The 22,127-nt window shown below is 72.0% G+C and carries 22 protein-coding genes; 11 read left to right on the top strand and 11 right to left on the bottom strand.

Going from position 1 to position 22,127, the window contains the following annotated elements; translation table 11 throughout:
• Positions 1 to 44: 44 nt before the first annotated feature.
• Together ACH4S8_RS20140 and ACH4S8_RS20135 are read right to left on the bottom strand one after the other, a co-directional pair.
• The gene (locus ACH4S8_RS20140) at positions 45 to 839 is read right to left on the bottom strand and encodes an ABC transporter ATP-binding protein (protein WP_398395750.1); all 795 of its coding nucleotides are present in this window, start codon (positions 837 to 839) and stop codon (positions 45 to 47) included.
• Between the two features lie 92 nt (positions 840 to 931).
• Complete coding sequence (locus tag ACH4S8_RS20135; protein ID WP_398395748.1) at positions 932 to 2,383, bottom strand: ABC transporter permease; 1,452 nt, start codon at positions 2,381 to 2,383, stop codon at positions 932 to 934.
• Between the two features lie 361 nt (positions 2,384 to 2,744).
• Here ACH4S8_RS20135 and ACH4S8_RS20130 point away from each other — a divergent pair, with 361 nt between their 5' ends.
• Entirely contained in the window at positions 2,745 to 3,944 is a 1,200-nt protein-coding gene (locus ACH4S8_RS20130) for a D-alanyl-D-alanine carboxypeptidase family protein (protein ID WP_398395746.1), read from the top strand.
• Positions 3,945 to 4,232: 288 nt separating this feature from the next.
• On the opposite strand, the gene ACH4S8_RS20125 is transcribed toward ACH4S8_RS20130, so the two are convergent.
• Positions 4,233 to 5,243, bottom strand: coding sequence for a Gfo/Idh/MocA family protein (locus ACH4S8_RS20125; protein WP_398395744.1), 1,011 nt, complete (start codon positions 5,241 to 5,243; stop codon positions 4,233 to 4,235).
• An 80-nt stretch (positions 5,244 to 5,323) separates the two neighbouring features.
• Here ACH4S8_RS20125 and ACH4S8_RS20120 point away from each other — a divergent pair, with 80 nt between their 5' ends.
• The 4 genes from ACH4S8_RS20120 to ACH4S8_RS20105 all read left to right on the top strand — a co-directional run bounded on the left by ACH4S8_RS20120 (position 5,324) and on the right by ACH4S8_RS20105 (position 9,881).
• The gene (locus tag ACH4S8_RS20120; RefSeq protein ID WP_398395742.1) at positions 5,324 to 6,748 is read left to right on the top strand and encodes a multidrug effflux MFS transporter; all 1,425 of its coding nucleotides are present in this window, start codon (positions 5,324 to 5,326) and stop codon (positions 6,746 to 6,748) included.
• Positions 6,694 to 7,875: a serine hydrolase domain-containing protein gene (locus ACH4S8_RS20115; RefSeq protein ID WP_398395740.1), complete on the top strand. Its 1,182-nt coding sequence runs from the start codon at positions 6,694 to 6,696 to the stop codon at positions 7,873 to 7,875. Before ACH4S8_RS20120 ends, ACH4S8_RS20115 begins: the two co-directional genes overlap by 55 nt.
• Positions 7,876 to 7,963: 88 nt before the next feature.
• The gene (locus ACH4S8_RS20110; protein WP_398395738.1) at positions 7,964 to 8,971 is read left to right on the top strand and encodes a small ribosomal subunit Rsm22 family protein; all 1,008 of its coding nucleotides are present in this window, start codon (positions 7,964 to 7,966) and stop codon (positions 8,969 to 8,971) included.
• A gap of 175 nt (positions 8,972 to 9,146) precedes the next feature.
• Complete coding sequence (locus ACH4S8_RS20105; RefSeq protein ID WP_398395736.1) at positions 9,147 to 9,881, top strand: bifunctional DNA primase/polymerase; 735 nt, start codon at positions 9,147 to 9,149, stop codon at positions 9,879 to 9,881.
• 34 nt (positions 9,882 to 9,915) lie between these two features.
• On the opposite strand, the gene ACH4S8_RS20100 is transcribed toward ACH4S8_RS20105, so the two are convergent.
• From ACH4S8_RS20100 to efeO, 4 genes are read right to left on the bottom strand one after another with little or no spacing between them, the layout of a single operon-like run.
• Positions 9,916 to 10,929 (bottom strand): hypothetical protein, encoded by a 1,014-nt coding sequence (locus ACH4S8_RS20100; protein WP_398395734.1) that lies wholly within the window; start codon positions 10,927 to 10,929, stop codon positions 9,916 to 9,918.
• Entirely contained in the window at positions 10,886 to 11,761 is an 876-nt protein-coding gene (gene efeU, locus ACH4S8_RS20095) for an iron uptake transporter permease EfeU (RefSeq protein WP_398395732.1), read from the bottom strand. Before efeU ends, ACH4S8_RS20100 begins: the two co-directional genes overlap by 44 nt.
• Before the next feature lie 2 nt (positions 11,762 to 11,763).
• Entirely contained in the window at positions 11,764 to 13,065 is a 1,302-nt protein-coding gene (gene efeB / locus ACH4S8_RS20090) for an iron uptake transporter deferrochelatase/peroxidase subunit (protein ID WP_398395730.1), read from the bottom strand.
• A 10-nt stretch (positions 13,066 to 13,075) separates the two neighbouring features.
• On the bottom strand, positions 13,076 to 14,215 hold the full coding sequence (efeO, locus tag ACH4S8_RS20085; protein WP_398395728.1) for an iron uptake system protein EfeO: 1,140 nt from the start codon (positions 14,213 to 14,215) through the stop codon (positions 13,076 to 13,078).
• A 285-nt stretch (positions 14,216 to 14,500) separates the two neighbouring features.
• Between efeO and ACH4S8_RS20080 the strand changes: the two genes are divergently transcribed.
• Positions 14,501 to 15,145: a PhzF family phenazine biosynthesis protein gene (locus ACH4S8_RS20080; protein WP_398395726.1), complete on the top strand. Its 645-nt coding sequence runs from the start codon at positions 14,501 to 14,503 to the stop codon at positions 15,143 to 15,145.
• 291 nt (positions 15,146 to 15,436) lie between these two features.
• On the opposite strand, the gene ACH4S8_RS20075 is transcribed toward ACH4S8_RS20080, so the two are convergent.
• Together ACH4S8_RS20075 and map are read right to left on the bottom strand one after the other, a co-directional pair.
• Complete coding sequence (locus ACH4S8_RS20075) at positions 15,437 to 16,141, bottom strand: heme oxygenase (biliverdin-producing) (RefSeq protein WP_398395724.1); 705 nt, start codon at positions 16,139 to 16,141, stop codon at positions 15,437 to 15,439.
• A gap of 218 nt (positions 16,142 to 16,359) precedes the next feature.
• On the bottom strand, positions 16,360 to 17,217 hold the full coding sequence (map, locus tag ACH4S8_RS20070) for a type I methionyl aminopeptidase (protein ID WP_398395722.1): 858 nt from the start codon (positions 17,215 to 17,217) through the stop codon (positions 16,360 to 16,362).
• A gap of 58 nt (positions 17,218 to 17,275) precedes the next feature.
• Here map and ACH4S8_RS20065 point away from each other — a divergent pair, with 58 nt between their 5' ends.
• Complete coding sequence (locus ACH4S8_RS20065) at positions 17,276 to 17,512, top strand: hypothetical protein (RefSeq protein WP_398395720.1); 237 nt, start codon at positions 17,276 to 17,278, stop codon at positions 17,510 to 17,512.
• A gap of 138 nt (positions 17,513 to 17,650) precedes the next feature.
• Here ACH4S8_RS20065 and ACH4S8_RS20060 read toward each other — a convergent pair whose 3' ends face one another.
• Complete coding sequence (locus ACH4S8_RS20060) at positions 17,651 to 18,253, bottom strand: hypothetical protein (RefSeq protein ID WP_398395718.1); 603 nt, start codon at positions 18,251 to 18,253, stop codon at positions 17,651 to 17,653.
• 116 nt (positions 18,254 to 18,369) lie between these two features.
• On the opposite strand from ACH4S8_RS20060, the gene ACH4S8_RS20055 reads away from it, so the two are divergent.
• The 3 genes from ACH4S8_RS20055 to ACH4S8_RS20045 all read left to right on the top strand — a co-directional run bounded on the left by ACH4S8_RS20055 (position 18,370) and on the right by ACH4S8_RS20045 (position 20,551).
• Positions 18,370 to 19,509 carry an exo-alpha-sialidase gene (locus ACH4S8_RS20055; RefSeq protein WP_398395716.1) on the top strand — a complete coding sequence of 380 codons (1,140 nt, stop codon included), beginning with the start codon at positions 18,370 to 18,372 and terminating at the stop codon, positions 19,507 to 19,509.
• Between the two features lie 68 nt (positions 19,510 to 19,577).
• On the top strand, positions 19,578 to 20,282 hold the full coding sequence (gene npdG, locus ACH4S8_RS20050) for an NADPH-dependent F420 reductase (RefSeq protein ID WP_398395714.1): 705 nt from the start codon (positions 19,578 to 19,580) through the stop codon (positions 20,280 to 20,282).
• Positions 20,283 to 20,389: 107 nt separating this feature from the next.
• Complete coding sequence (locus ACH4S8_RS20045) at positions 20,390 to 20,551, top strand: hypothetical protein (protein ID WP_167347425.1); 162 nt, start codon at positions 20,390 to 20,392, stop codon at positions 20,549 to 20,551.
• Positions 20,552 to 20,602: 51 nt separating this feature from the next.
• Here ACH4S8_RS20045 and ACH4S8_RS20040 read toward each other — a convergent pair whose 3' ends face one another.
• A complete protein-coding gene (locus tag ACH4S8_RS20040; protein ID WP_398395711.1) occupies positions 20,603 to 21,400 on the bottom strand; it encodes a site-2 protease family protein in 798 nt (265 codons plus the stop codon).
• A 113-nt stretch (positions 21,401 to 21,513) separates the two neighbouring features.
• On the opposite strand from ACH4S8_RS20040, the gene ACH4S8_RS20035 reads away from it, so the two are divergent.
• Positions 21,514 to 22,116: a DUF6578 domain-containing protein gene (locus ACH4S8_RS20035; RefSeq protein ID WP_398395708.1), complete on the top strand. Its 603-nt coding sequence runs from the start codon at positions 21,514 to 21,516 to the stop codon at positions 22,114 to 22,116.
• Positions 22,117 to 22,127: the final 11 nt, after the last annotated feature.

Below are 22,127 nucleotides of genomic sequence, written 5' to 3'. Positions count from 1 at the left end.
CGCGAAGAGGGGCGTGGGCGGGGAGCCGGGGGCCGTCGTGGGGCTCAGTGGCCCTGGGCGGCGCCGTACCGTTCCTGCGTGTACTGCGCCTGCGCGTACTCCTGCGGCGTGAACTGCTGCTGCGGGGCCGGGTGTCCGGCCCCCTGGGGGACGGCCCGGCGGGCACCCTGCTCGGTCAGGGTGATCTGCCCGGCCCTGATGGTCGCGAGGCGCGGTGCGCGGCGGGCGATGGACGAGTCGTGGGTGACCATGACGAACGTCAGCCCGTACTCGTGCCACAGCCCTTCGAGCAGGCCCATGATGTCGTCACGGGTGCCCTCGTCGAGGTTGCCGGTCGGCTCGTCGGCGAGCAGCACCTTCGGCTTCTTGACCAGCGCCCGGGCGATCGCGACGCGCTGCTGCTGACCGCCGGACAGCTCGGTCGGCACGTGCGTGAGCCGTTCGCCGAGACCGACCGAGCGCAGCGCCTCGGCGGCCCGCTCGCGCCGCTCGGCGGGCTTGACCCCGAGCGGGACCAGCGCGGTCTCGACGTTCTCCTGCGCGGTCAGCGTCGGGATGAGGTTGAACGACTGGAAGATGATGCCGATCTTCTCGGCCCGCAGCCGGGTCAGCTTGGCCTCGCTGATGCCGGCGAGGTCCACGCCGTCCAGCTCGACCGAACCGGAGGTCGGCCGGTCGAGCCCGCCGATCATCTGGAGCAGCGTCGACTTGCCGCCGCCCGTGGGGCCCTGGATGACGAGTTGGTCGCCGTCCTCGATGGTGAGGTCGACGCCCCGCAGGGCCTCGACCGTCTCCTTGCCCCGCGTGTAGCGCTTGGTGACGCCGGTGAGCTTGTACATGTTGGTTCTCCGAGGACGAAGGGTGGGTGGGGGCGCCGCGTCCCGGGGGAGTGGACGCGGCGCCCCGACTCGGGGGGTGTGCCCGGGGTGGGTCAGGAGACGCTGCGGAGCGCGTCCGCCGGGCGCATCCGGGAGGCGCGCCAGCCGCCCATCGCGCCGGCGATCAGACCGCCGGTGACGGCCAGGCCCACGGCGAGCGCGATGGTGGTGACCGAGACCGGCGCGGACAGGGCGATGTCGACGGTGTTCTTGGCCGCGGAGGCCGCCGGCCCGCCGGGGCCGCCCATGCCGCCGGGGCCGCCACTGCCTCCGGTGGAGCCGAGCTCCGCCGTCAGCTTCGGGCTGATCGCGGTGACGGTGTAGGCCGCGCCGAGACCGAGCGCGATGCCGAGGGCGCCGCCGAGCAGACCGTTCACGATCGACTCGCCGACGACCTGCCGGGTGACCCTGCGGGACGGCCAGCCGAGTGCCTTCAGCGTGCCGAACTCGCGCACCCGGCGGGATACGGCGGAGGAGGTGAGCAGCGCCGCGACCAGGAACGCGGCGACCAGGACCGCGATGGACAGCCACTTGCCGACGTTCGTGGCGAGGTTCGAGGCGGTGGACAGCGAGCCGGAGACGGTGTCCGCGAGGTCGGCGGAGGTGGTGACGGTCGTCCCGGAGATGTTCTTCTGGATGGTCGTCTTGACCGTGGAGATCTGCTTCGAGTCGGTCGCCTTGACGTAGATCGTGGTGACCTTGTTCTTGGCGTCGCCCAGCGTCTGGGCCTGCTTCAGCGGCAGGTAGACGTCGGTGGTCGACTCACTGCTGTCGGGCGTCGCGATGCCGATGACCTTGTACTTGGTACCGGAGATCTTGAGCGTCGAGCCGACCTTGTACTTGTTCTCCTTGGCGTACGACTTGCTGAGCACCGCGACCTTCGCGGAGGTCTGCGCGGAGGTGAAGGTCTTGCCCGAGGTGATCTTCGAGGTGGCCAGCGGGCCGAGTGCCTGACGGCTCACGTCGACACCCGCGACGGAGTAGGAGTTCACGTCGAAGGAGGCGCCGCCGCCCTGCACCTGGGGCATGCCGGTGCTGCCGCCCTGGCCGCCGGGGCCGCCCTGGGAGTTCGACGTCGAGGACTTCGCCTTGCCCTGGGTGAACGAGCCGTCGACCTTGACGACGTTCAGGCTGAGCGAGCCCACCGCGCTCGCCACGCCCTTCTGCGCGGCCACTTCGGTGACCAGCGAGGACTTCAGGGTCTGTCCGCCCTGCGTCATCACCCGGTCCGAACTCTGCTTCTTGCTGCCGCTCGACTTGGCGTCGAAGTCGAACTTCGGGCGGTCGGACGAGTTGCCCGACGGTGCCGCCTGGGCCTTGGTGACGGTCATGTCCGTGCCGAGCCCGTACAGCGACTTCAGGACCTTGTCCTGGGCCTGCTGCATGCCGGCCGACACCGAGTTGACGGTGATGACCAGCGCGATACCGAGCGCCAGACCCATGGCGATCACCAGCGCCGCCTTTTTGCGCCGGCTCAGCTCACGCTTGAGATAGATGCCAAACATCCCGTTCCTCAAAGGTTCTTGGCGCCCCCCTGTGGGCGCAGTCACAAGCTAGGGAGGAACCTTTGAGCCGGGCTGAGCAAGAGATGTGTGAGGGCTGAGAATCCGGACCCAGGAATCAATATTGGGTCAGACAGCCCATTCTCAGCCTTTCGAGGGCCCACTGCCAGGAAAGCCCTGTTGAGTGACCCCGCGATGCCGACGGGCGGGCCCGCCGCAAGGGTATTTCCGGTGGATCTCCGGCCGCTGCCGACGGGTGTGCCCGTTTTCGTACGCCCTGTTTTGCCCCCGCTTTGGGATCGCCTTTCCTTCTCTTTGTCACCCCGCTGTCGGGCGTCCCGGACGGACTTTGTACGGTCCCGGGATGCGTGATTCTTCCGGGCTCTCCCGTCGTGCCGCTCTGGGCCTCGCCGCCGCCGTCCCCCTTGCCGCCGCGACGGCCACGACCGCGTACGCCACGTCGACGATCGGCGGTGCGAGACTGGCCCGCGCCGGGATCCAGACGAGCGGCGCGTCGGGGCTGCCCAAGCATCTCACCGCCCGTTCCTGGCTGGTCGCCGACCACACCAGCGGTGAGGTGCTCGCCTCGTACAACGCGCACCTGCGTCTCCCGCCCGCCTCCACGCTGAAGATGCTGTTCGCGGACGCCGTGCTGAAGAAGTTCGAGCGCACCGAGACGTACAAGGTGGTCGACGCCGACCTCGCCGACGTCCCCGCGGGCTCCAGCCTCGTCGGCGTCAAGCCCGGCATCACCTACACCGTCGAGCAGTTGTGGCAGGGCGTCTTCCTGCGCTCCGGCAACGACGCGGTGCACGTGCTCAGCCACATGAACGGCGGCCTCCCGTCCACCGTCGCCGAGATGCAGGCGCTCGCGAAGGACCTGCAGGCCCTGGACACCCATGTGGTCAGCCCGGACGGCTTCGACCACAAGGGCCAGCTCTCGTCCGCCTACGACCTGACGCTCTTCGCCCGGCACGGTCTCGCGGACGCCGACTTCCGAGGCTACTGCTCGACGAAGACCGCGGACTTCCCGGCCGGAGGCAAGAAGACCTTCCAGATCCAGAACACCGACCGTCTGCTGACGGGCGCGTGGGGCGTGCGGCCGTACGAAGGGCTGATCGGGGTGAAGAACGGCTACACGAGCCATGCCGGCAACACCTTCACCGGCGCGGCGACCCGCGACGGACGGACCCTGCTCGTCACGGTGATGCACCCGAAGAGCGGCGGCAGCGGCGTCTACGAGGAGACGGCCCAGTTGCTCGACTGGGGGTTCGGCAAGGGGGCGCACGCCGAACCGGTCGGCACGCTGGTCGGTCCGCTCAGCGAGCGCGGCCCGAGCGCGGCACCCACCCGCAAGGCCAAGGCCGCGGCGGGCGCTCCGGCTCCGGCCGCCGCCGCGAAGGCGGACGGCGTGCCGTGGGGACTGGCCGGCGGGGCCGGGGCGGCGGTGGCGCTCCTCGCGGGCGGCGCGCTCGCGCTGCGCGGCCGCAGGCGCCGGTCCGCCGAGGAGCCGGCCGAGACGGCCGAGTCCGCCGAGACGCAGGGGCGCCGCCGGGACCGATGACGGGACAGCCGCTCCGCGGTCCGGTGCGCGCCTCGCGGTCCCGCGCGAGGTCGGCCCCCACCCGGGCCGCGGAGCGACTGTCACCTCCCCCCTCGGAGTGGACCGTGGCCGTACCGAAGTCGTGTGCTTCAACTGTGAAGCTCTGATGGGGGAGATGACGAGCATAAGCGCATCAACGGCTTATATGGTCCGGATAGTCAGCTTCCGTATGTGCAGGTTGCGGCGTTGACCATTCCTTGGTGAACCGCCGGGCTTCCCCGTACGTGACAGTCGGCCGCTGTCGGTCTTCTACGCCGTCGCCTCGCCGGGGTAGCGGACGCCGATGCGCTCCCGGATGGTGTCGAGGGTCCGCATGACGGCGAGGGTGCCGTCGAGCGGGACGAGCGGGGACTCGGTCTCGCCGGCGCGCAGGGCACGCATCACCTCGGCGGCCTCGTGCTTGAGGCTGTTGCGGGGGCCGGAGGCGGGGTCGGCGCGGAAGGTCTCCGGCTCGCGGCCGTCGCGGTGCAGGACGAAGTGCTCCGGGAAGAAGAAGCCGCCCGGGACGTCGATGCGGCCCGCGGAGCCGGTGACAGAGGCCGCGACGGGGGTGCCGCCGTTGATGGAGCAGTGCACCGAAGCCAGAGCGCCGCTCTCGAAGGAGAGCACCGCACCCGTCTGGAGATCGACGCCCTCGTCGGAGAGCACCGCTCTCGCCACGATGTCCGAGGGCTCCCCGAGCAGCAGCTGCGCGAACGACACCGGATAGACGCCGAGGTCGAGCAGCGCGCCGCCGCCCTGCGCGGGGTCCCGCAGCCGGTGCGAGGGCGGGAACGGCCCCGCCAGACCGAAGTCGGCCTGCACCGTGCGCACGTCACCGATCACCCCGTCGTCGACCAGTGCCTTCAGCCGTCCGACCAGCGGGTTGCAGTACATCCACATGGCCTCCATCAGGAAGCGGTCGCGGCTGCGGGCGAGCGCGACCAGCTCCCCGGCCTCCCGCGCGTTCAGCGTGAACGCCTTCTCGCACAGCACATGGCGTCCCGCCTCCAGGCACATCCCGGCGGCCACCCGGTGCGCCGAGTGCGGCGTGGCGACGTACACGACGTCGACGTCCTCGTCCGCGGCGAGCGACGCCCAGTCCCCATACGCCCGCGGGATGCCGAACCGCTCCGCGAACGCCTTCGCCGGGGCGTCCGACCGCGAGGCGACGGCCACCACCTCGGCGTCCGGCATGTCCACCAGGTCGGCCGTGAACGCCGCGGCGATCCCGCCGGTCGCCAGAATCCCCCACCGCACGCGTTCACGCTCGCCCGTCATGCCCGCCCCTTGATCCGTGACTTCGAACCCGCTGTCCGAACTGAGAGCATAGGGGCCGCATCTTTCGGAGAGGGGGGCACATGCCCGAGCGTGGCCGCACCGCGCGGGACCAGGAAGACCCGCGAGGGCACATACCGGAGGCAGGGACCACGGGCACGGCACCGGCGGTCGCGGAGGCATCGCCACCGGCCGCCGAGGCGCGATCCGGCGCGGAAGCGGGATCCGCCGCGCAGGCGCGATCCGCCGCCGTGGCCCGAGCGGGCGACGGCCCCGGCGCCCCGGGCCGCACCGGACTGCTCGTCACCCTCGTCCTCGGCGGGCTCACCGCCACGCCCCCGCTCGCGATGGACATGTACCTCCCCTCGCTGCCGGAGGTCACCGGTTCCCTGCACGCCCCCGCCGCCACCGTGCAGCTCACGCTCACCGCGTGCCTCGCGGGCATGGCGCTCGGGCAGCTCGTCGTCGGACCCATGAGCGACCGGTGGGGCCGCCGTCGGCCGCTGCTCGTGGGCCTCGCCGTCTACGTCCTCGCCACCGCCCTGTGCGCCCTCGCGCCCGGCATCGGCCTCCTCGTCGCCTTCCGTCTCGTCCAGGGGCTGGCCGGCGCGGCCGGGATAGTGATCGCCCGCGCGGTCGTCCGCGACCTGTACGACGGCGTGGCGATGGCCCGTTTCTTCTCCACCCTCATGCTGATCTCCGGCGTCGCCCCCGTCGTCGCGCCGCTCATCGGCGGACAGATCCTGCGCTTCACCGACTGGCGGGGCGTGTTCGTGGTCCTCACCGCCGTCGGCATCGCGCTGACGGCCCTCGTCTGGACGAAGCTGCCCGAGACCCTGAGGCCCGCGGACCGGCACGGCGGCGGCGTCGAAGAGGCACTGCGTGCCATGCGCCGGCTGCTCGCCGACCGCGCCTTCACCGGGTACACGCTCGCCGGCGGCTTCTCCTTCGCGGCCCTCTTCGCCTACATCTCGGCCTCCCCGTTCGTGATCCAGGACCTGTACGGCGCCTCCCCGCAGACCTTCAGCCTGCTCTTCGGCGCGAACTCCGTCGGCCTCGTGATCGCCGGGCAGGTCAACGGCAAACTGCTCGTCGGCCGGGTCGCCCTCGAAAAGGTCCTCGCCACCGGCCTCGCCCTCGTCGTCCTCGCCGCGACCGCGCTGCTGCTGATGTCCACCGGCGCCCTCGGCCCGGTCGGGCTCGCCCCGGTCGCCGCCGCGCTGTTCGTGCTGATGTCCGCCATGGGCCTCACCCTGCCCAACACCCAGGCACTCGCCCTGATGCGCGTGCGGCACGCGGCCGGCTCCGCCTCCGCGCTGCTCGGCACCTCCTCCTTCCTCATCGGGGCGGTCGCCTCCCCGCTCGTCGGCGTCGCCGGGGAGCACACCGCCGTCCCGATGGCCGTTGTCCAGCTGGTGGCCGCACTGGTGGCCGTCGGCTGCTTCGTGGGACTGTGCCGTCCTCGGCGGACCGACCGCACTTCGAACGGAAAAGGGGCGGAGAACTGAGCGCACCAAGACTGCGGACCGGTACGCCGGAACGGGCCGGACTCGACTCCGGTGAACTGCGGCAGCTGGTCCAGGAGGTCCGTGCCCTCACCCGCGGGACGGACCCGTGGGCCGCGGGCGTCGTGGTGGTCGCGGGACGGGGCCCGGTCATCGCCGTCGAGGAGGCGACGGGCTGGGCCGTGCGCTACGCGGCCCACGACAAGGACAAGGACACCGGGGTCGAACTGCCGCCGCGGACACGGGTGCCGATGACCGTGGACACGCCCTTCGACCTGGCCTCCCTCACCAAGCTGTTCACGGCGGTCGCCGCGGTGCAGCAGCTGGAGCGCGGCACCCTGGGCATCGACGCGCGCGTCGGCGCGTACCTGCCGGAGTTCCGCGCGGCCCGCGAACACGGCGTCACCGTACGGCAGCTGCTCACCCACACCTCCGGGCTGCGCCCCGAACTCCCGCTGTACGACTGCCCGGACGACACGGCCCGGCTGGCGCTGCTGCGGGCGGAGGCCCCCTCGTCACCGCCGGGCGAGTACCGCTACTCCGACGTCAACCTGCTCCTGCTGCAGTACGTGCTGGAACGCGTCACCGGCCGGGGGCTCGACGTCCTCGTCCGGGACGGCATCACCCGTCCCCTCGGGATGAACGCCACCGCCTTCGGACCCTGTCCCGGCGCGGCGGCCACCGAGGACCAGCGGCGGCCGTGGGCCAAGGCGGACCGGGGCATGCTGCGGGGCGTGGTGCACGACGAGAACGCCTGGGCGCTCGGCGGGGTGGCCGGTCACGCCGGACTGTTCTCCACCGCGCGCGATCTGGCCGTGTTCTGCCGCACGCTGCTCGCGGGTGGTTCGTACGGCCCCGCCCGCATCCTCGGCCCCGACTTCGTCGAACTCCTCCTCACCCCGCCCGGCCTCGGATTCGCCCTCGACCAGCCCTGGTTCATGGGCACCCTCGCGGGCCACGGCGCGGCCGGCCACACCGGGTTCACCGGCACCTCCCTGGTCCTCGACCCGGCGACGGACACGTTCCTGGTGCTGCTGGCCAACACGGTCCACCCCCGGCGCCGCCCGGCGGACAACGCGCCTCGGGCGGCGGCGGCCACCCGGCTGCGGAGGGCGGTGCGCGGCGCCTGAGGGATCGCGCGACGGCGGGCGGCGCGGGGGCGCCCGGGAGACCGCCCGGCCGGTACGGGGGGTGCGCGGCACCTGAGAGAATCGGGCCGTGAACGCCCCCGTACCCCCCGCCGACATCCTGCGCAGCGCCCTCGCCGGACTGCTCGACGGTCTGCCGCCGAAAGCCGCCGCGCAGGCGGTCGAGCGGCTGATCGCGAACTACCGGGGGACCACCCCGACCCACACGCCGATCCTGCGGGACCGCTCGGACGTGGCCGCGTACGCCGCGTACCGGATGCCCGCGACGTTCGAGGCGGTCTGCGCGGCGCTGGAGGCGTTCGCGGACGCGGCGCCTAACTGGGTGCCGGGGAGCCACGTGGACATCGGTGGCGGCACCGGCGCGGCCACCTGGGCGGTGAACGCCACCTGGGCGGGCGTCCGCCCGGTGACCGTCCTCGACTGGGCCGAGCCGGCCCTCGCGCTCGGCCGTGAGATCGCCGCCGCCAACCCGGAACTGGAGGGCGCCGTGTGGCAGCGCTCTCGTATCGGAGCGGCGCTCACCGTCGAGAGCACCGATCTCGTCACCGTGTCGTACGTCCTCGGCGAGCTCACCGAGGACGACCGCGCCTTTGTCGTGGACGCCGCCGCGAGCGCCGCGCAGGCCGTCGTGATCATCGAACCCGGCACCCCCGACGGCTACACCCGGGTCCTCGCCGCCCGCGAGCGGCTGACCGGCGCCGGCTTCCACGTCGCTGCTCCCTGCCCGCACAGCGCGGCCTGCCCGATCGTCCCCGGTCAGGACTGGTGCCACTTCTCCGCGCGGGTCGCCCGTTCCTCCCTGCACCGCCAGGTCAAGGGCGGCTCGCTGGCGTACGAGGACGAGAAGTTCAGCTATGTCGCCGCGACCCGCTTCCCGCCCGCCCCGGCGCCCTCGCGCATCGTGCGCAGACCGCAGATCCGCAAGGGACAGGTGCTGCTCGACCTGTGCGAGCGGGACGAGGCACTGCGCCGGGAGACGGTGACCAAGCGCCACGGGCCGCTGTACAAGGCGGCCCGCGACGCCGAGTGGGGCGACGCCTGGCCGCCGCCCGGGGACACCGCTCCGCCCGCATCGTGATCCCGCCCTCGTCGAGCGCCTGCCAAATCACCTCACATCATGCAATAACACCTGATCAGGGCCTGGCGGACGCATCGCCCCACCTACCCCGGTTGTCGGCTCCGGCCACCCGGGGCGCAGGATGGTGGGACCATGGGGCAAGGACGAGGTGCACTACGGTGAGGCGAGGGGATAGATGAGCGCAGAGTTCGGCCGCCGCTCCGGCACGTGGGACAGGATCTCGAAATGGCTGGGCGGACGCCGGCCCAAAGCCCCGGCGGAGACCACCGCCGACGGCCGTGAGGCCCTGCTGCTCGCCGCCGCCGCCGCGGGGCTGCCGCTCGCGCAGGCCGCGTACCCCTCCGGATACCGCTGTTCCTGTGACCGCGTCGGCTGCCCCACGCCCGCGCGCCACCCCGTCTCCTTCGCCTGGCAGACCCAGTCGACGACCGACCGGGCCCAGATCGAGCGCTGGGCCCGGCACCAGCCGAAGGCGAACTTCATCACCGCGACCGGCATGGTGCACGACGTCCTGGACGTGCCGCTGGACGCCGGGCGCGAGGCGCTGGAGCGCCTGCTCGCCTCCGGCATCGAGGTCGGGCCCGTCGCGGAGACCGGCGACGGACGCATGCTCTTCTTCACCCTCACCCGCGGCACCCCCGAGGACGAGGACGAGTGGTGGCCCTGCGAGCTGGACTGCCATCCCGAGACGATGGACGAACACCCCGGCTTCCGCTGGCACTGCCGCGGCTCGTACGTCCTCGTGCCGCCGGCCCGGCTGCCCGGCGGTCTGGGCGTCGACTGGGTGCGCGGCCCCGAGCACGCGCTGCCGGACCCGCTCACGCTCCTGGAGATCCTGACCGACGAATGCGCCCGCCACGTCGGCCGCAGCGACGCGGACCAGCTCGCCGCCTGGCCCCACCGGGGCTGAGCCCCCGCCCGGGGCGCGGGAACCACGGGACGGGCTACTCGCCCTTGGCGCCCGTCAGCCCCTCGACCCGGCCGAGGACGGACACCCGTCCCCCGCCCGATCTCTTCGGCGGGTCCAGGACGACCTGGTTGGAGACGAACTCCAGGGTCAGCGACTGGCCGATCTCGCCGGTGGTCAGGGCCTGGACGTCCGCGCCGGGAGAGGGGATCTCGGTGCCCGCGGCGGCGGTCTCCTTCTCGAAGCGGTGGGTCGCGAAGAACACCAGCGCCCCGCCGTCCGCCGTGCGAAGACCCACCGGCGCGTAGTCGCCCGAGGTCAGCGGCTCGTCGATGTACTGCCGGGCGAGGCCGGGCCGGCTGGCGTACTTCTCGCGCTGGGCCCGCCACTGCGAGGTGTGGACACCCGCGGCGAAGGTGTCGCCGCCGGTCTTCAGATACGTCGCGTACGACCGGCCGAGTCCGCGCGGTTCGACCGCGAGCGCCGGGTCGTCGGCCGCGACGGGCTGCGCCCAGCCGCCGGCGTCCGTCGCGAACTTCGGTACGGCACCGGCGCCCAGGACCGTCAGGTACGAGGCCTGCCACGGCTCGCGCGCGTTGTCCCGGGTGAAGACGAGGAGCCAACGGCTGCCCGGGACGCCCTTGTTGGCCGTCGCGTCCGCCACGAACCAGCGCGGCCAGCCCGCCTTCGCGGGGATCGAGAACCGGGCGTCGCCGAACGTCAGCGCCGAATGCGCGGGATTGCCGCCCGGGTTGCCGGCACGGCCGGCCTTCAGCTTGGCGGCGTCTATGGCGGCGAGCGGACCGGTCACCCGGTCCGCGTCCTTCGAACGGTCGTACGTCGCGTCCGCCTTGTTGTACGCGGCGGTGAAGTCGGCGAGCGCGCGGGCGGCGTCGGCGCGGGTCGTGGCCGGCACGACCTCCCGCTCGCCGTGCACCACCACGCAGCCGCTCGCCGCCGCCCACAGCGCGGTCACCGTCGACGCCGCCAGGGCGAGACGGCCGAGACTACGAGGCCTTCGAGGGCTGCGATCCGTGCGATCCCTGCGCATCAGCTGCCTTCACCTTCTTCTTCCCGGAGGCGAACCCTACCGGGGCGAAGAAGATCGTGAGCGTCGGCACCAAGTACAGGGCCCACACCGTGACCTGAAGGACGGTCGGGTCGGGCTGGAAGTTGAAGACGCCCTTCAGCAGGGTGCCGTACCAGCTCGTCGGGTCGATCGTGCCGCTGATGTCGAAGGCCAGGTTCGTCAGACCGGGGATGAAGTCGGCCTCCTGAAGGTCGTGGACGCCGTACGCGAGCACGCCCGCGGCGACGACGACCAGCATGCCGCCGGTCCAGGTGAAGAACTTGGCGAGGTTGATCTTCAGCGCGCCGCGGTAGAAGAGCCAGCCGAGCAGGACCGCGGTGGCCAGGCCCAGCGCCACGCCGATCAGCGGGCGGGGGGTGCCGTCGCTGGCCGCGTGCACCGAGGCCCACACGAACAGGGCCGTCTCCAGGCCCTCCCGGCCGACCGCCAGGAACGCGGTCGCCACCAGCGCGCCCGTTCCCATGGCGAGCGCCGCGTCCAGCTTGCCGTGCAGCTCGGACTTCAGATGCCGGGCGGTGCGCCGCATCCAGAAGACCATCCACGTCACCAGGCCGACGGCGAGGATCGACAGCGAACCGCCGAGCCCCTCCTGGGCCTGGAACGTCATCTCCTGGGAGCCGAACTCGAGGGCGCAGCCGAAACCGAACGCGACGGTGATCGCGACGGCGATGCCGGCCCAGATCGGCTTGAGGGCGTCCGTGCGCTCCGTCTTCACCAGGTAGGCGATGAGGATGCAGACGACGAGGCTGGCCTCCAGGCCCTCGCGGAGACCGATCAGGTAGTTGCTGAACACGGTTACGCCTCCTTGGAGAACAGCGTCCGGCCCCACCAGTCGTCCTTGTCCCGGACGCCGGGCGGGACGGCGAAGACCGCCGAACTCACGTGCTGGATGTACTCGTTGAGCGCGTCCGAGGCCGACAGCTTGCGCTGCAGCGGGATGAACCCGTGGCGCACGTCACGCATGTAGGCCAGGAAGAACAGGCCCGCCTCGAGACGGCCGAGACCGTCCGTGCCGTCGGTGAAGGAGTAGCCCCGGCGCAGGATCGTGATCCCGCCGTTGGAGTCGGGGTGCGCGAGCCGGACGTGCGCGTCGGGCTTCATCGCCTTCAGGAACGGCTTGTCGTGCTCCTTGGCCTTGCCGACGGGGGCGCCCTCGCCCTTGTCGCGGCCGAAGACGTCCTCCTGCTCCTGCAGCGAGGTACGGTCCCAGGTCTCGATGTTCATCCGGATGCGCCGGGCGACGAGGTAGGAACCGCCGCTCATCCAGGCGGAGTTCGCGCCGTTGTCCTTCTCGCCGGCCCACACGAACTTGTCCAGCCGCGCGGTCTCGGTGCCCGCGATGTTGCGGGTGCCGTCCTTGAAGCCCATCAGGTTGCGCGGGGTCTGCGCCTCGGGGGTCGTCGAGGACGTCTTGCCGAAGCCGAGCTGCGACCAGCGGATGGCGACCTTGCCGAAGCCGATCCGGGCCAGGTTGCGGATGGCGTGCACCGCCACCTGGGGGTCGTCCGCGCAGGCCTGGATGCACAGGTCGCCGTCGCTGCGGGCCTTGTCCAGGTTGTCGCCCGGGAACGCCGGGAGGTCGACGAGCGCCTCCGGCCGCCGGTCCGCCAGGCCGAACTTCGTGAACAGCGACGGACCGAAGCCGATGGTCAGCGTCAGCCGGGACGGCTTGAGACCGAGCGCCTCACCGGTGTCGTCCGGCGGCGCCTCGGCCAGACCGCCGTACGCGCCCTCGCCGACCGTGTGTCCGGCGGTCATACGGGCGGCGGCCTGCGTCCAGTCCTTGAGGAGCTGGACGAACTCGGCGCGGTCGTCCGTCTTCACGTCGAACGCGGCGAAGTGCAGCCGGTCCTGCACCGCCGTCGCGATGCCGGCCTGGTGCGGGCCGTGGAAGGGGACGGCGGCACCGGTGTCGGCACCGACCGGGTCGACGTCGTTGCCGGCGCGCGTCATCGCGACGGCGCCGCCGGCCGCGGCGGCACCGAGCGCGAGCCCGGCACTGCCCCAGCCGATCAGGGAACGCCGGGTCGGCGCGGAGCCCGCGAGGGCAGTCTCGGCGCCGTCCGCGCCCTGCGTGCTGTCCTGGATGTCCGTCATGGCGCTGCTCCTACTTCACGACGGCGGCGGCGAGCTTGGACAGGGGCTCGGCGAGCGCGTTGACCGCGTCCGAGAGCTTCTTGCGGTCGGCCTTGCCGACGGTGTCGTACGAGACGAAACCGTCCGAGGTCTTGTCCGTGCGGTACGTGTCGAGCAGCTTGTTCAGCGCGGCGAACTGCTTGTCGAGCTCCGCCGTCAGCGCCGCGTCGTTCTCCGAGGCGACCGGCTTGAGCAGCTCGTACGCCTTCTGCGCGCCGTCGACGTTGCCCTTGAAGTCGCTGAGGTCCGTGTGCGAGTAGCGGTCCTCCTCGCCGGTGACCTTGCCGGTGGCGACCTCGTCGAGCAGCTCCTTGGCGCCGTTGGCCATGGAGGTCGGGGTGATCTCGGCCTTGCCGACGCGCTTCTGCCAGTCGGTCAGGTCGGTGACGAGCTGGTCGGCGAGGGTCTTCTGCTCAGCGCCGATCTTCTTGTCCGCCCACAGGGCCTTCTCCAGCGCGTGCCAGCCGGTCCACTTCTGGCCCTTCTCCAGGTCGTTGACGCGGGTGTCCGTCTTGGGGTCGATGTCCCCGAAGGACTCGGCGATCGGCTCGGTGCTCTCCCAGCCGACGCGGGAGGGGGCGTAGGCCTTCTTGGCGGCCTCGAGGTCGCCGGCCTTGATCGCGTCGGCGAACGTCTTCACCTTCGGGATCGTGGCGTCGGCCTCCGACTGCGCCCACTCACGGTAGGCGGCGACGGCCTTGTCCAGGCGCGGGTCGCGCTTGGCGACCGTGCCGCCGCCGGTGGCCTTGACCGCCTGGCGGATGCCCTTGCCCTTCATCCCGGGCTTGCAGACGAGCGTGTACGCGCCGGCCTTCACCTCCGCGGTGACCTTCTGCTTGGTGCCGGGGCCGATGTTCTCGCGCTCGCTGACGATCCGGTCGTCCGGGAACAGCAGGTAGACCTCGGTGACCTTGGAGCCCTTGTTCTCGATGTCGAGCTGGACGTGTCCTGCGGGGAACTCCTTCTTGGACACCTTGCACGCGGTGTCGGTGGCCGTCACCTGGATCGCGTCGCCGTTCTTCGCGTCGCTCTTCTGGGTGCAACCCGTGACGGCGGCCAGGGCGGCCGCGGTGGCGGCAGCGGTGACGACGGACAGTCGGACGGCTCGCATGCAGGCTCCAAGAGAAGTCGGACAAGCCGCACGGCGGGGCCCGTTCGGCATGGTGAGGCTGGCCTAACTTATCTGAGGCTTGCCTCAGTGATACCCACCTATGCGGTGATTCAGCTCTCACAGATGCCGTACAGGAACGGCTTGATCACGACGACTCAAAACGAACCCCATGGAAAGGTCAAGGAAAGGTCAAGGGAGGGATTCGTCCGGGCGGCCCGGCTTTCGGAAGCGGGCGGTCCGCTCGTGTGGGCCGCCGATCAGGCGGATGAATGTTTGAATGCCGGAGTGACTGACTACGACGTGCTGCGGGTCTTCTGCGGACCAGGCGGCGGGTATGGCAATGAACTCGGTGTCGTGCGCGAGGGCTCGGTGATGCCGGACCGCGCGGAACGACAGGAGTTCGCCGCGAAACTCGGCTTCAGCGAGACCGTGTTCGTCGACGACCCCGAGCGCGGGGTCATCGACATCTACACCCCGTCGCAGCGGCTGCCGTTCGCGGGATACCCCTGCGTCGGGGTGGGCTGGCTTCTCGATGTGCCCGAACTGGTCACGCCCGCCGGTGTGGTGGGGGTCCGGCTGGACGGCGAGTTCAGCTGGATCGAGGCGCGCGCCGAGTGGGCGCCGCCGCGGACGCTCCGGCGGCACGGGACCGCGGCCGAGGTGGACGCGCTGGCCGTGCCGCCGTCGGGGGAGTGGATCTACGCCTGGGCCTGGGAGGACGAGGCCGCCGGCCGGGTGCGGGCCCGCGGCTTCCCCGGCCGCAACGACGGCATCGAGGAGGACGAGGCCACCGGGGCGGCGGCGCTGCTGCTGACCCAGCAGCTCGGACGCGCCCTCAACATCACCCAGGGCGTGGGTTCGCAGATCCTCACCGCGCCGCAGCCGGGCGACTGGGTCGAGATCGGCGGCCGGGTCCGCCTGGAACGCTGAGCCGACGCCCGCCAGGGCCGGTCCGTGCCCCTCGGGGCGGTCCGCTCGAAACCGGGGGCCGCGCCCACGCCCTTCAGGGGCGGTCCACTTGAAACCCGGGGCCACGCCCGCGCCCCTTGGGGGCGCGGGGAACTGCGCGACCTGCCCCCACCGGCGCGCGGACGCACGAACCGAGTAGGCCCCTTCCCCGGTGGCGGGGCGGGGCGGGGTGGGGACGGGGACACGGGCCCGGAGCGCTCCGGCGCCCGGAGCCCGACCCCCGCCCCCCGAACCCGCGCCCGGGGCGAACTTTCACGCGGTCAGCGGGAACTCCTCGCCGAGGGCCCTGAACACCCCGGTGTTCAGGGCGAAGGCCCGCTTGCACTCCGCCACGATCCGCTGCCTCTCCAGGTCGTCGGCCCGCATCCCGTCCAGCAGTTCGCGGTAACTCCGCTTGAACGCGGCCGGGTTGGGGATGTCCTCGAAGACGTAGAAGCGGACGCCGTCGCCCTTGCGGCCGAAGCCCCAGGTCCGCTCGGCCTTGTCGCGGATGATCTGGCCGCCGGAGAGGTCGCCCAGGTAGCGCGTGTAGTGGTGGGCGACATAGCCTCCCGGCCACGCGCGGGCGCACTCCGTGACCCGGTCCGCGTACGCGCGGGTCGCGGGCAGCGCGCTGAGCGAGCCGCGCCAGCCGGGTCCCCGCAGATGGGCGAGGTCGCGCTCCAGTGCGGCCCGGCGCAGCAACTCGGGCCGTACGAAGGGCCCGGTCACCGGATCGGCGGCCAGCCGCCCGGCCTCCGCCTCCAGCGCCTCGTACACGAACCACAGCTGCTCGGTGTAGCGCGCGTACGCCTCGACCCCGAGCCGGCCGCCGAGCAGGTCGCTCATGAACGTCGAGGACTCCGCCTCGGTGTGCGCTTCGTGCGACGCGGTGCGGATGAGCGTCGAGAACGGGGTGGCCGCCGGGCCCGTGGTGTCCGGCGTGCTCGTCTGGTCCGACGTGTCCGACGCGTTCATGGGGCCTCCGGAGCCGATGGCGCAGGGCGCGAGCCGTTGCTGGATCAGTCGAATCTTCTGCGGTTAGGCTTACCTAAGTCAAGAGCTTTCCCGACGTCCTGTCGGTAAAACCGTACCCCGATCCGCGGCCGCGACCCCATGCGAAAACCCGCCCTGCGGACAGGGCGGGTTCGGTGACTTCGGCGGGTCCGGGGACTCGCGGCGGCTGCGGAAGGGGGCTACGGCAGGGTGAGGATCTCCGCGCCGGTGCCGGTGACGACGAGGGTGTGCTCGAACTGCGCCGTGCGCTTGCGGTCCTTCGTCACGACGGTCCAGCCGTCGTCCCACATGTCGTAGTCGTGCGTGCCGAGCGTGAGCATGGGCTCGATGGTGAAGGTCATCCCGGGCTGCATGACGGTGGTCGCGTGCGGATTGTCGTAGTGCGGGACGATCAGCCCGGAGTGGAACGAGGAGTTGATCCCGTGCCCGGTGAAGTCGCGGACGACCCCGTACCCGAAGCGCTTCGCGTACGACTCGATGACGCGCCCGATGATGTTGATCTGGCGCCCCGGCCTGACCGCCTTGATCGCGCGGTCGAGCGACTCCCGGGTCCGCTCGACGAGGAGCCGCGACTCGTCGTCGACGTCGCCGACCAGGTAGGTCGCGTTGTTGTCCCCGTGCACGCCGCCGATGTACGCCGTCACGTCGAGGTTCACGATGTCCCCGTCGCGCAGCACCGTGGAGTCGGGGATGCCGTGGCAGATGACCTCGTTGACCGAGGTGCACAGCGACTTGGGGAAGCCGCGGTAGCCGAGGGTCGACGGGTAGGCGCCGTGGTCGCACATGTAGGCGTGCGCCACCCGGTCCAGCTCGTCGGTCGTCACGCCCGGCGCGATGAGCTTCGCGGCCTCGGCCATCGCCTGCGCGGCGATCCGCCCGGCGACGCGCATCGCCTCGATCGTCTCGGGCGTCTGCACCTCCGGTCCGGTGTACGGCGTGGGCGCGGGCTTTCCGACGTACTCGGGGCGCCTGATGTTTCCCGGCACGGGGCGGGTGGGAGAAAGCTCCCCTGGTACGAGCAGCGACTGGCCAGACATGACAGCGAGTCTAACCAGCGGGCATGGGGGAACATGTCCTAGGCGAAAGGAGCTGGTGATGGCCCTGTTCAAGAAGCGGACGGTCGGCAAGCCCGGCGAGTGGTACTACTGCCTGGAGCACAAGAAGGTCGAGGAGGGCCCCGAGTGCCCCGGCAAGGACCGCTTCGGCCCGTACGCCACCCGTGAGGAGGCCACGCACGCGATGGACCTCGCGCGGGAACGGAACCTCGAATGGGAGACGGACCCGAAGTGGCACGACGCGTCGGACAAGGCGCAGGGCACCGGGGACGACTGAGGCGACGGGCGGCCCCGCCCCCGTAGGTGCTCTCGCCGCCGCGGGGGAGTCTTCCTCCGCCGAGCCCGTCCGTACCGGAGCCCGTCCCGGCAGGAGTCCGTCCCGGCCGGAGCCCGTCCCGGCCGGAGTCCGTGCCCGCTACCAGCGGTACGACGGTGGGGCCGTCAGCTGGTCCGCGATGCGGGAGAGCCGGTCACGGAAGCGGCGGCGGCCCCGCGGTGAGGGCAGCGCGTTCTCCCCGGCCGCCGCGCTGACCAGGTGCTGCACGGTGTCGAGGTCGAGCTCGGGGTCCGGGGGTACCGCGAGCGACTCGTGCGCCAGCGCCGGCAACTCGCCCTCCCGGCCGGACAGGGCCAGGATCGTCGCCCCGGCCCGCCGGGCGTCGTGCACCCGCTCCAGCAGCGCGTCCCCGGGCGCGTCCGGCGCCACCACGAGCAGGGTCTCCCCGCGCCGGGCCGCCTCGATCCGTCCGAGCCCCACCGCCAGGTGAGCCGGATCGGACTCCCGCGCCCCGTGCCGCACCAGCGTCGGCGCCAGCTCCGGCGTCCCCGACCAGGCCGCCTCGTCCACCAGGTGCGCCGCGAGGTGCCAGGGTTCGTAGGCCGCGGAGCCGACCAGCAGCAGCCCGCCGCCGTGCGACACCACGGCCCCCCGCAGGGTTCCCCCGAACCGCCGTGTCGCACCCAGCCATTCGGTCCCGGCAAGCACCTCGCGCAGCAATGCGACCCGTACGGCATCCATGGCCGCATCCTGCCGCAACGCTCCACTCGTGACCCGGAGTTCACCGCGAATTCGCCCGAGTCGGGCAGAAGTACGCATCACCGACCCCACGAGCGAGCGCAGCAGGGAGCCCGGCCATGACACAGTCGAGCGCGGAACCCGGCACCGGCACGGACGGGACGACGGGCACCGGTACGGGCGCGGGCACCGGGGCGAGCGTCCCCTTCCGTGCCGGGCGCGAGGGCTACGCCAGCTTCCGCATCCCCGCCGTCGTCGCCACCCGCACCGGCACCCTGCTGGCCTTCTGCGAGGGCAGGGTCGGCTCCGCGCAGGACCACGGGAACATCGACATCGTGCTCAAGCGGTCCATGGACGGCGGCCGGACCTGGGGCCCGCTCCAGGTCGCCGCGAACAACGGGACCGACCTCGCCGGCAACCCCGCGCCCGTCACCCTCGACACCGGGCGCGTCCTGCTCGTCCACGTCCGCAGCGCCGCGAGCGCCTCCGAGGACGCGCTGCTGCGCGGCAGGGTGAAGGCGGCCGACGGGCGGCGCGTGTGGGTGCAGCACAGCGACGACGACGGACTCACCTGGTCAGCGCCCAAGGAGATCACCGCACGGGTGAAGAAGGCGGGCTGGCGGTGGTACGCCACGACACCGGGGCACGCCCTCCAGCTCGGCTCCGGCCGGGTGGTGGTCCCCGGCAACCACACCGTGGCGCCCACCGGCACCGACAACGGAACCGAGGCGAAGTACAACAGCGGGCACTGCCTGCTCAGCGACGACCGGGGCGCGACCTGGTACCTCGGCTACGTCGACGAGAACACCGACGGCTACGTCAACGTCAACGAGACCACCGCCGCCGAACTGCCCGACGGCCGCGTCTACTTCAACACCCGCAACGACTCGCCCTCGCCCGGGAACCGTGCCGACGCCCACTCGCCGGACGGCGGCCGGACCCTGGCCAAGCCGTTCCGGCCGCAGGCCGGTCTGGTCGCCCCCGTCGTCCAGGGCAGCCTGCTCCAGCTCCGCGACCCGGACCTGCTCCTGTTCTCCGGGCCCGCCGACCCGCAGTTCCGCGCCCTGATGACGGTCCGGGCCTCGGCCGACGGCGGCACCACCTGGCGGTCCGCGCACACGGTCGACGGACTGCCCGCCGCGTACTCCGATCTGGTCCGCGTCGACACCGACACGGTCGGACTCCTCTACGAGACCGGCGACTTCGGCGCGTACGAGACGATCACCTTCCGGCGCGTCCCGGTGGCCGTGCTCGGGTGACCGTCCTCACCCCGGGCGCTCGGCCGCCTCGGGCGCCCCGCCCCGGCCCGCGCACGTAAAGTCGGCCCATGACCTCTACTGACAGTGCACAGAAGGCCCCCGCCAAGGACCCCTGGGACCTGCCCGACGTGTCCGGGCTCGTTGTCGGCGTGCTCGGCGGCACCGGTCCGCAGGGCAAGGGCCTCGCCTACCGCCTCGCCAAGGCGGGACAGAAGGTGATCATCGGCTCGCGCGCCGCCGACCGCGCGCAGGCCGCCGCCGAGGAACTCGGCAACGGTGTGGAGGGGGCCGACAACGCGGAGACCGCGCGGCGCAGCGACATCGTGATCGTCGCCGTGCCGTGGGAGGGCCACGGCAAGACCCTGGAATCGCTGCGCGAGGAACTGGCCGGGAAGCTGGTCGTCGACTGCGTCAACCCGCTCGGCTTCGACAAGCAGGGTGCCTACGCGCTGAAGCCGGAGGAGGGCAGCGCCGCCGAACAGGCCGCCGTCCTGCTGCCCGGCTCCCGGGTCACCGCGGCCTTCCACCACCTCTCCGCCGTGCTGCTCGCGGACCCGGAGATCGAGGAGATCGACACCGATGTGATGGTCCTCGGCGAGGAGCGGGCCGACGTCGAGATCGTCCAGGCCCTCGCGGGCCGCATCCCCGGTATGCGGGGCGTCTTCTCCGGCCGGCTGCGCAACGCCCACCAGGTCGAGGCACTGGTCGCCAACCTGATCTCGGTGAACCGCCGCTACAAGGCGCACGCCGGTCTGCGGGTGACGGACGTCTAGAGCCCCTCGCCCGGATCGGCGGCAGGCCCCGGGGGTGCGACACGGCCCCGGGGCTCGCGTGGGGGACACTGGTGCCCAGCAGTGTCCCCCCGACAGGAGCCGACCCCATGCCCCGCCTCGCTCTCTACGCCCTCGCCGTCTGTGTCCTGTCCGTGGCCGCGGCCGTCGTCTCGTTCGTCCAGGGCAGCTGGCTGGGCGTCGTGTGGGTGCTGCTGGCGGGCCTGTCGTCGAACATGACCTGGTACTACGCGCGGCGCGGCAGGGCGTGACCATCGGCCGGGGTCCGGTCCGCCGGCCGGCCGGTCCGGGTCCCCGTCCGGTCAGGACCTCACGCAGATGTCGCTGTTCGGCTCCCAGAAGCGGTAGAGCCACTGTCCGCAGTCGGTGTCCCGGCCGTCGATGCCGAGGCCGCCCAGGACGGCGTCGATCAGGTGGAAGAACTCCCGGTTCACCGACGGGATCCACAGCAGCCCGAACACCGCGAGCAGTCCGAACGGCGCGAAGGGCTCGACCTGGCGGCGCACCCCGTACGACAGCCAGGGCTCGATCACGCCGTAGCCGTCCAGGCCCGGGACCGGCAGGAAGTTCAGGATCGCGGCCGTGACCTGGAGCAGCGCGAGGAACGCCAGCGCGTAGCGGAAGGCGGGCGGGACGCCGTCCAGCGCGTGCAGCCAGAACGGCGCCGTGCACACGACGGCGAACAGCACGTTCGTCAGCGGGCCCGCGGCCGAGATCACGCTGTGCTTCCAGCGGCCGTGGATGCGGCTCCGCTCGATGAACACCGCGCCGCCCGGCAGACCGATCCCGCCCATGATCACGAAGAGCACGGGCAGCACGATGCTCAGCAGGGCGTGGGTGTACTTCAGCGGGTTGAGGGTCAGATAACCCTTGGCCCCGATCGAGATGTCCCCGCTGTGCAGGGCGGTGCGGGCGTGCGCGTACTCGTGGAGGCAGAGCGAGACGACCCAGGCCGCCGTCACGAACAGGAAGACGGCCACACCGGGCTTCTCGGCGAACCCGGTCCAGGTGGCCCAGCCGGTCACCCCCATGACGGCGGCGATGCCGACGAAGACGGGGCTGATCCTCCTGTCGCTGGGGCGGGTCGCGGCGGTGGTCATGGTGCTCCTGACTGGCTGGGCTGACGACGGTGTGCTCGGGGCCTGCCCGACCGTACCGGGCTCACGCCGAAAACGTCTCGCGATCGGGTATCGGTTCCGGGGAGGCTGGGGGAATGGGGTTGTGGCGGGTGTTCTACGCGGACTGGCAGATGGAGTGCTGCGGCACGCCCTTCTCGGCCGGGGACGAGGTGAGCTGGCCGCTCCTGCTGGACGAAGGGGGCCGGACGCTCGGCGGAGGCTGGGCCGGGGCGCTCGGCGAGATCACGGCGGCGGTGGAGTACGTGCGCGACGACGGAGCCGGGATCCGGGTGCTGCGAGCGGACGACGGCCTGGTCGTGGCCCTGAACGCCGACCCCGAGGACGAGCCCGCGGGCAGAGGAAGGGGCAGAGGCAGAGGAAGGGACAGGGGCATGCGTGCGGGCACGGGCACCGGCTCGGGCGGTGACGGAACGGGGGCGCGGTCCGGCCCGCCGGTCGCCAGGGGCGGTCTGCTCACCGTCGAGCGGCACAGTGCCCGGTGGCCCGAGACGACCGGCACGGTCCGTACGATCCACCTGGTGCACCAGGAGTTCGCGGAGACCGCGCCCGGCTCCCACACCTGGGAACCGGTGCCCGCGTCACGCTCGTTGGAGGCCGTGGACCGCAGCCCCAAGTGGTTCGGCGAGAGCCGGGTCGGCGTCCTGGCCGAACTGTACGTACCCGGCTCCCGCACCTGATGTCACCGGAG

It is taken from the genome of Streptomyces sp. NPDC021080 (assembly GCF_044333225.1).
Taxonomy (GTDB): Bacteria; Actinomycetota; Actinomycetes; order Streptomycetales; family Streptomycetaceae; genus Streptomyces.
This window is presented reverse-complemented; position numbering and strand designations above follow the sequence as displayed.

What these genes read in the sequence shown, in the direction of transcription:
- ACH4S8_RS20140 (WP_398395750.1), bottom strand. Translation starts at nt 839, where the DNA reads ATGTACAAGCTCACCGGCGTCACCAAGCGCTACACGCGGGGCAAGGAG.
- ACH4S8_RS20135 (WP_398395748.1), bottom strand. Translation starts at nt 2,383, where the DNA reads ATGTTTGGCATCTATCTCAAGCGTGAGCTGAGCCGGCGCAAAAAGGCG.
- ACH4S8_RS20130 (WP_398395746.1), top strand. Translation starts at nt 2,745, where the DNA reads ATGCGTGATTCTTCCGGGCTCTCCCGTCGTGCCGCTCTGGGCCTCGCC.
- ACH4S8_RS20125 (WP_398395744.1), bottom strand. Translation starts at nt 5,243, where the DNA reads ATGACGGGCGAGCGTGAACGCGTGCGGTGGGGGATTCTGGCGACCGGC.
- ACH4S8_RS20120 (WP_398395742.1), top strand. Translation starts at nt 5,324, where the DNA reads ATGCCCGAGCGTGGCCGCACCGCGCGGGACCAGGAAGACCCGCGAGGG.
- ACH4S8_RS20105 (WP_398395736.1), top strand. Translation starts at nt 9,147, where the DNA reads ATGAGCGCAGAGTTCGGCCGCCGCTCCGGCACGTGGGACAGGATCTCG.
- ACH4S8_RS20100 (WP_398395734.1), bottom strand. Translation starts at nt 10,929, where the DNA reads ATGCGCAGGGATCGCACGGATCGCAGCCCTCGAAGGCCTCGTAGTCTC.
- efeB (WP_398395730.1), bottom strand. Translation starts at nt 13,065, where the DNA reads ATGACGGACATCCAGGACAGCACGCAGGGCGCGGACGGCGCCGAGACT.
- efeO (WP_398395728.1), bottom strand. Translation starts at nt 14,215, where the DNA reads ATGCGAGCCGTCCGACTGTCCGTCGTCACCGCTGCCGCCACCGCGGCC.
- ACH4S8_RS20075 (WP_398395724.1), bottom strand. Translation starts at nt 16,141, where the DNA reads ATGAACGCGTCGGACACGTCGGACCAGACGAGCACGCCGGACACCACG.
- map (WP_398395722.1), bottom strand. Translation starts at nt 17,217, where the DNA reads ATGTCTGGCCAGTCGCTGCTCGTACCAGGGGAGCTTTCTCCCACCCGC.
- ACH4S8_RS20065 (WP_398395720.1), top strand. Translation starts at nt 17,276, where the DNA reads ATGGCCCTGTTCAAGAAGCGGACGGTCGGCAAGCCCGGCGAGTGGTAC.
- ACH4S8_RS20060 (WP_398395718.1), bottom strand. Translation starts at nt 18,253, where the DNA reads ATGGATGCCGTACGGGTCGCATTGCTGCGCGAGGTGCTTGCCGGGACC.
- ACH4S8_RS20055 (WP_398395716.1), top strand. Translation starts at nt 18,370, where the DNA reads ATGACACAGTCGAGCGCGGAACCCGGCACCGGCACGGACGGGACGACG.
- npdG (WP_398395714.1), top strand. Translation starts at nt 19,578, where the DNA reads ATGACCTCTACTGACAGTGCACAGAAGGCCCCCGCCAAGGACCCCTGG.
- ACH4S8_RS20045 (WP_167347425.1), top strand. Translation starts at nt 20,390, where the DNA reads ATGCCCCGCCTCGCTCTCTACGCCCTCGCCGTCTGTGTCCTGTCCGTG.
- ACH4S8_RS20040 (WP_398395711.1), bottom strand. Translation starts at nt 21,400, where the DNA reads ATGACCACCGCCGCGACCCGCCCCAGCGACAGGAGGATCAGCCCCGTC.
- ACH4S8_RS20035 (WP_398395708.1), top strand. Translation starts at nt 21,514, where the DNA reads ATGGGGTTGTGGCGGGTGTTCTACGCGGACTGGCAGATGGAGTGCTGC.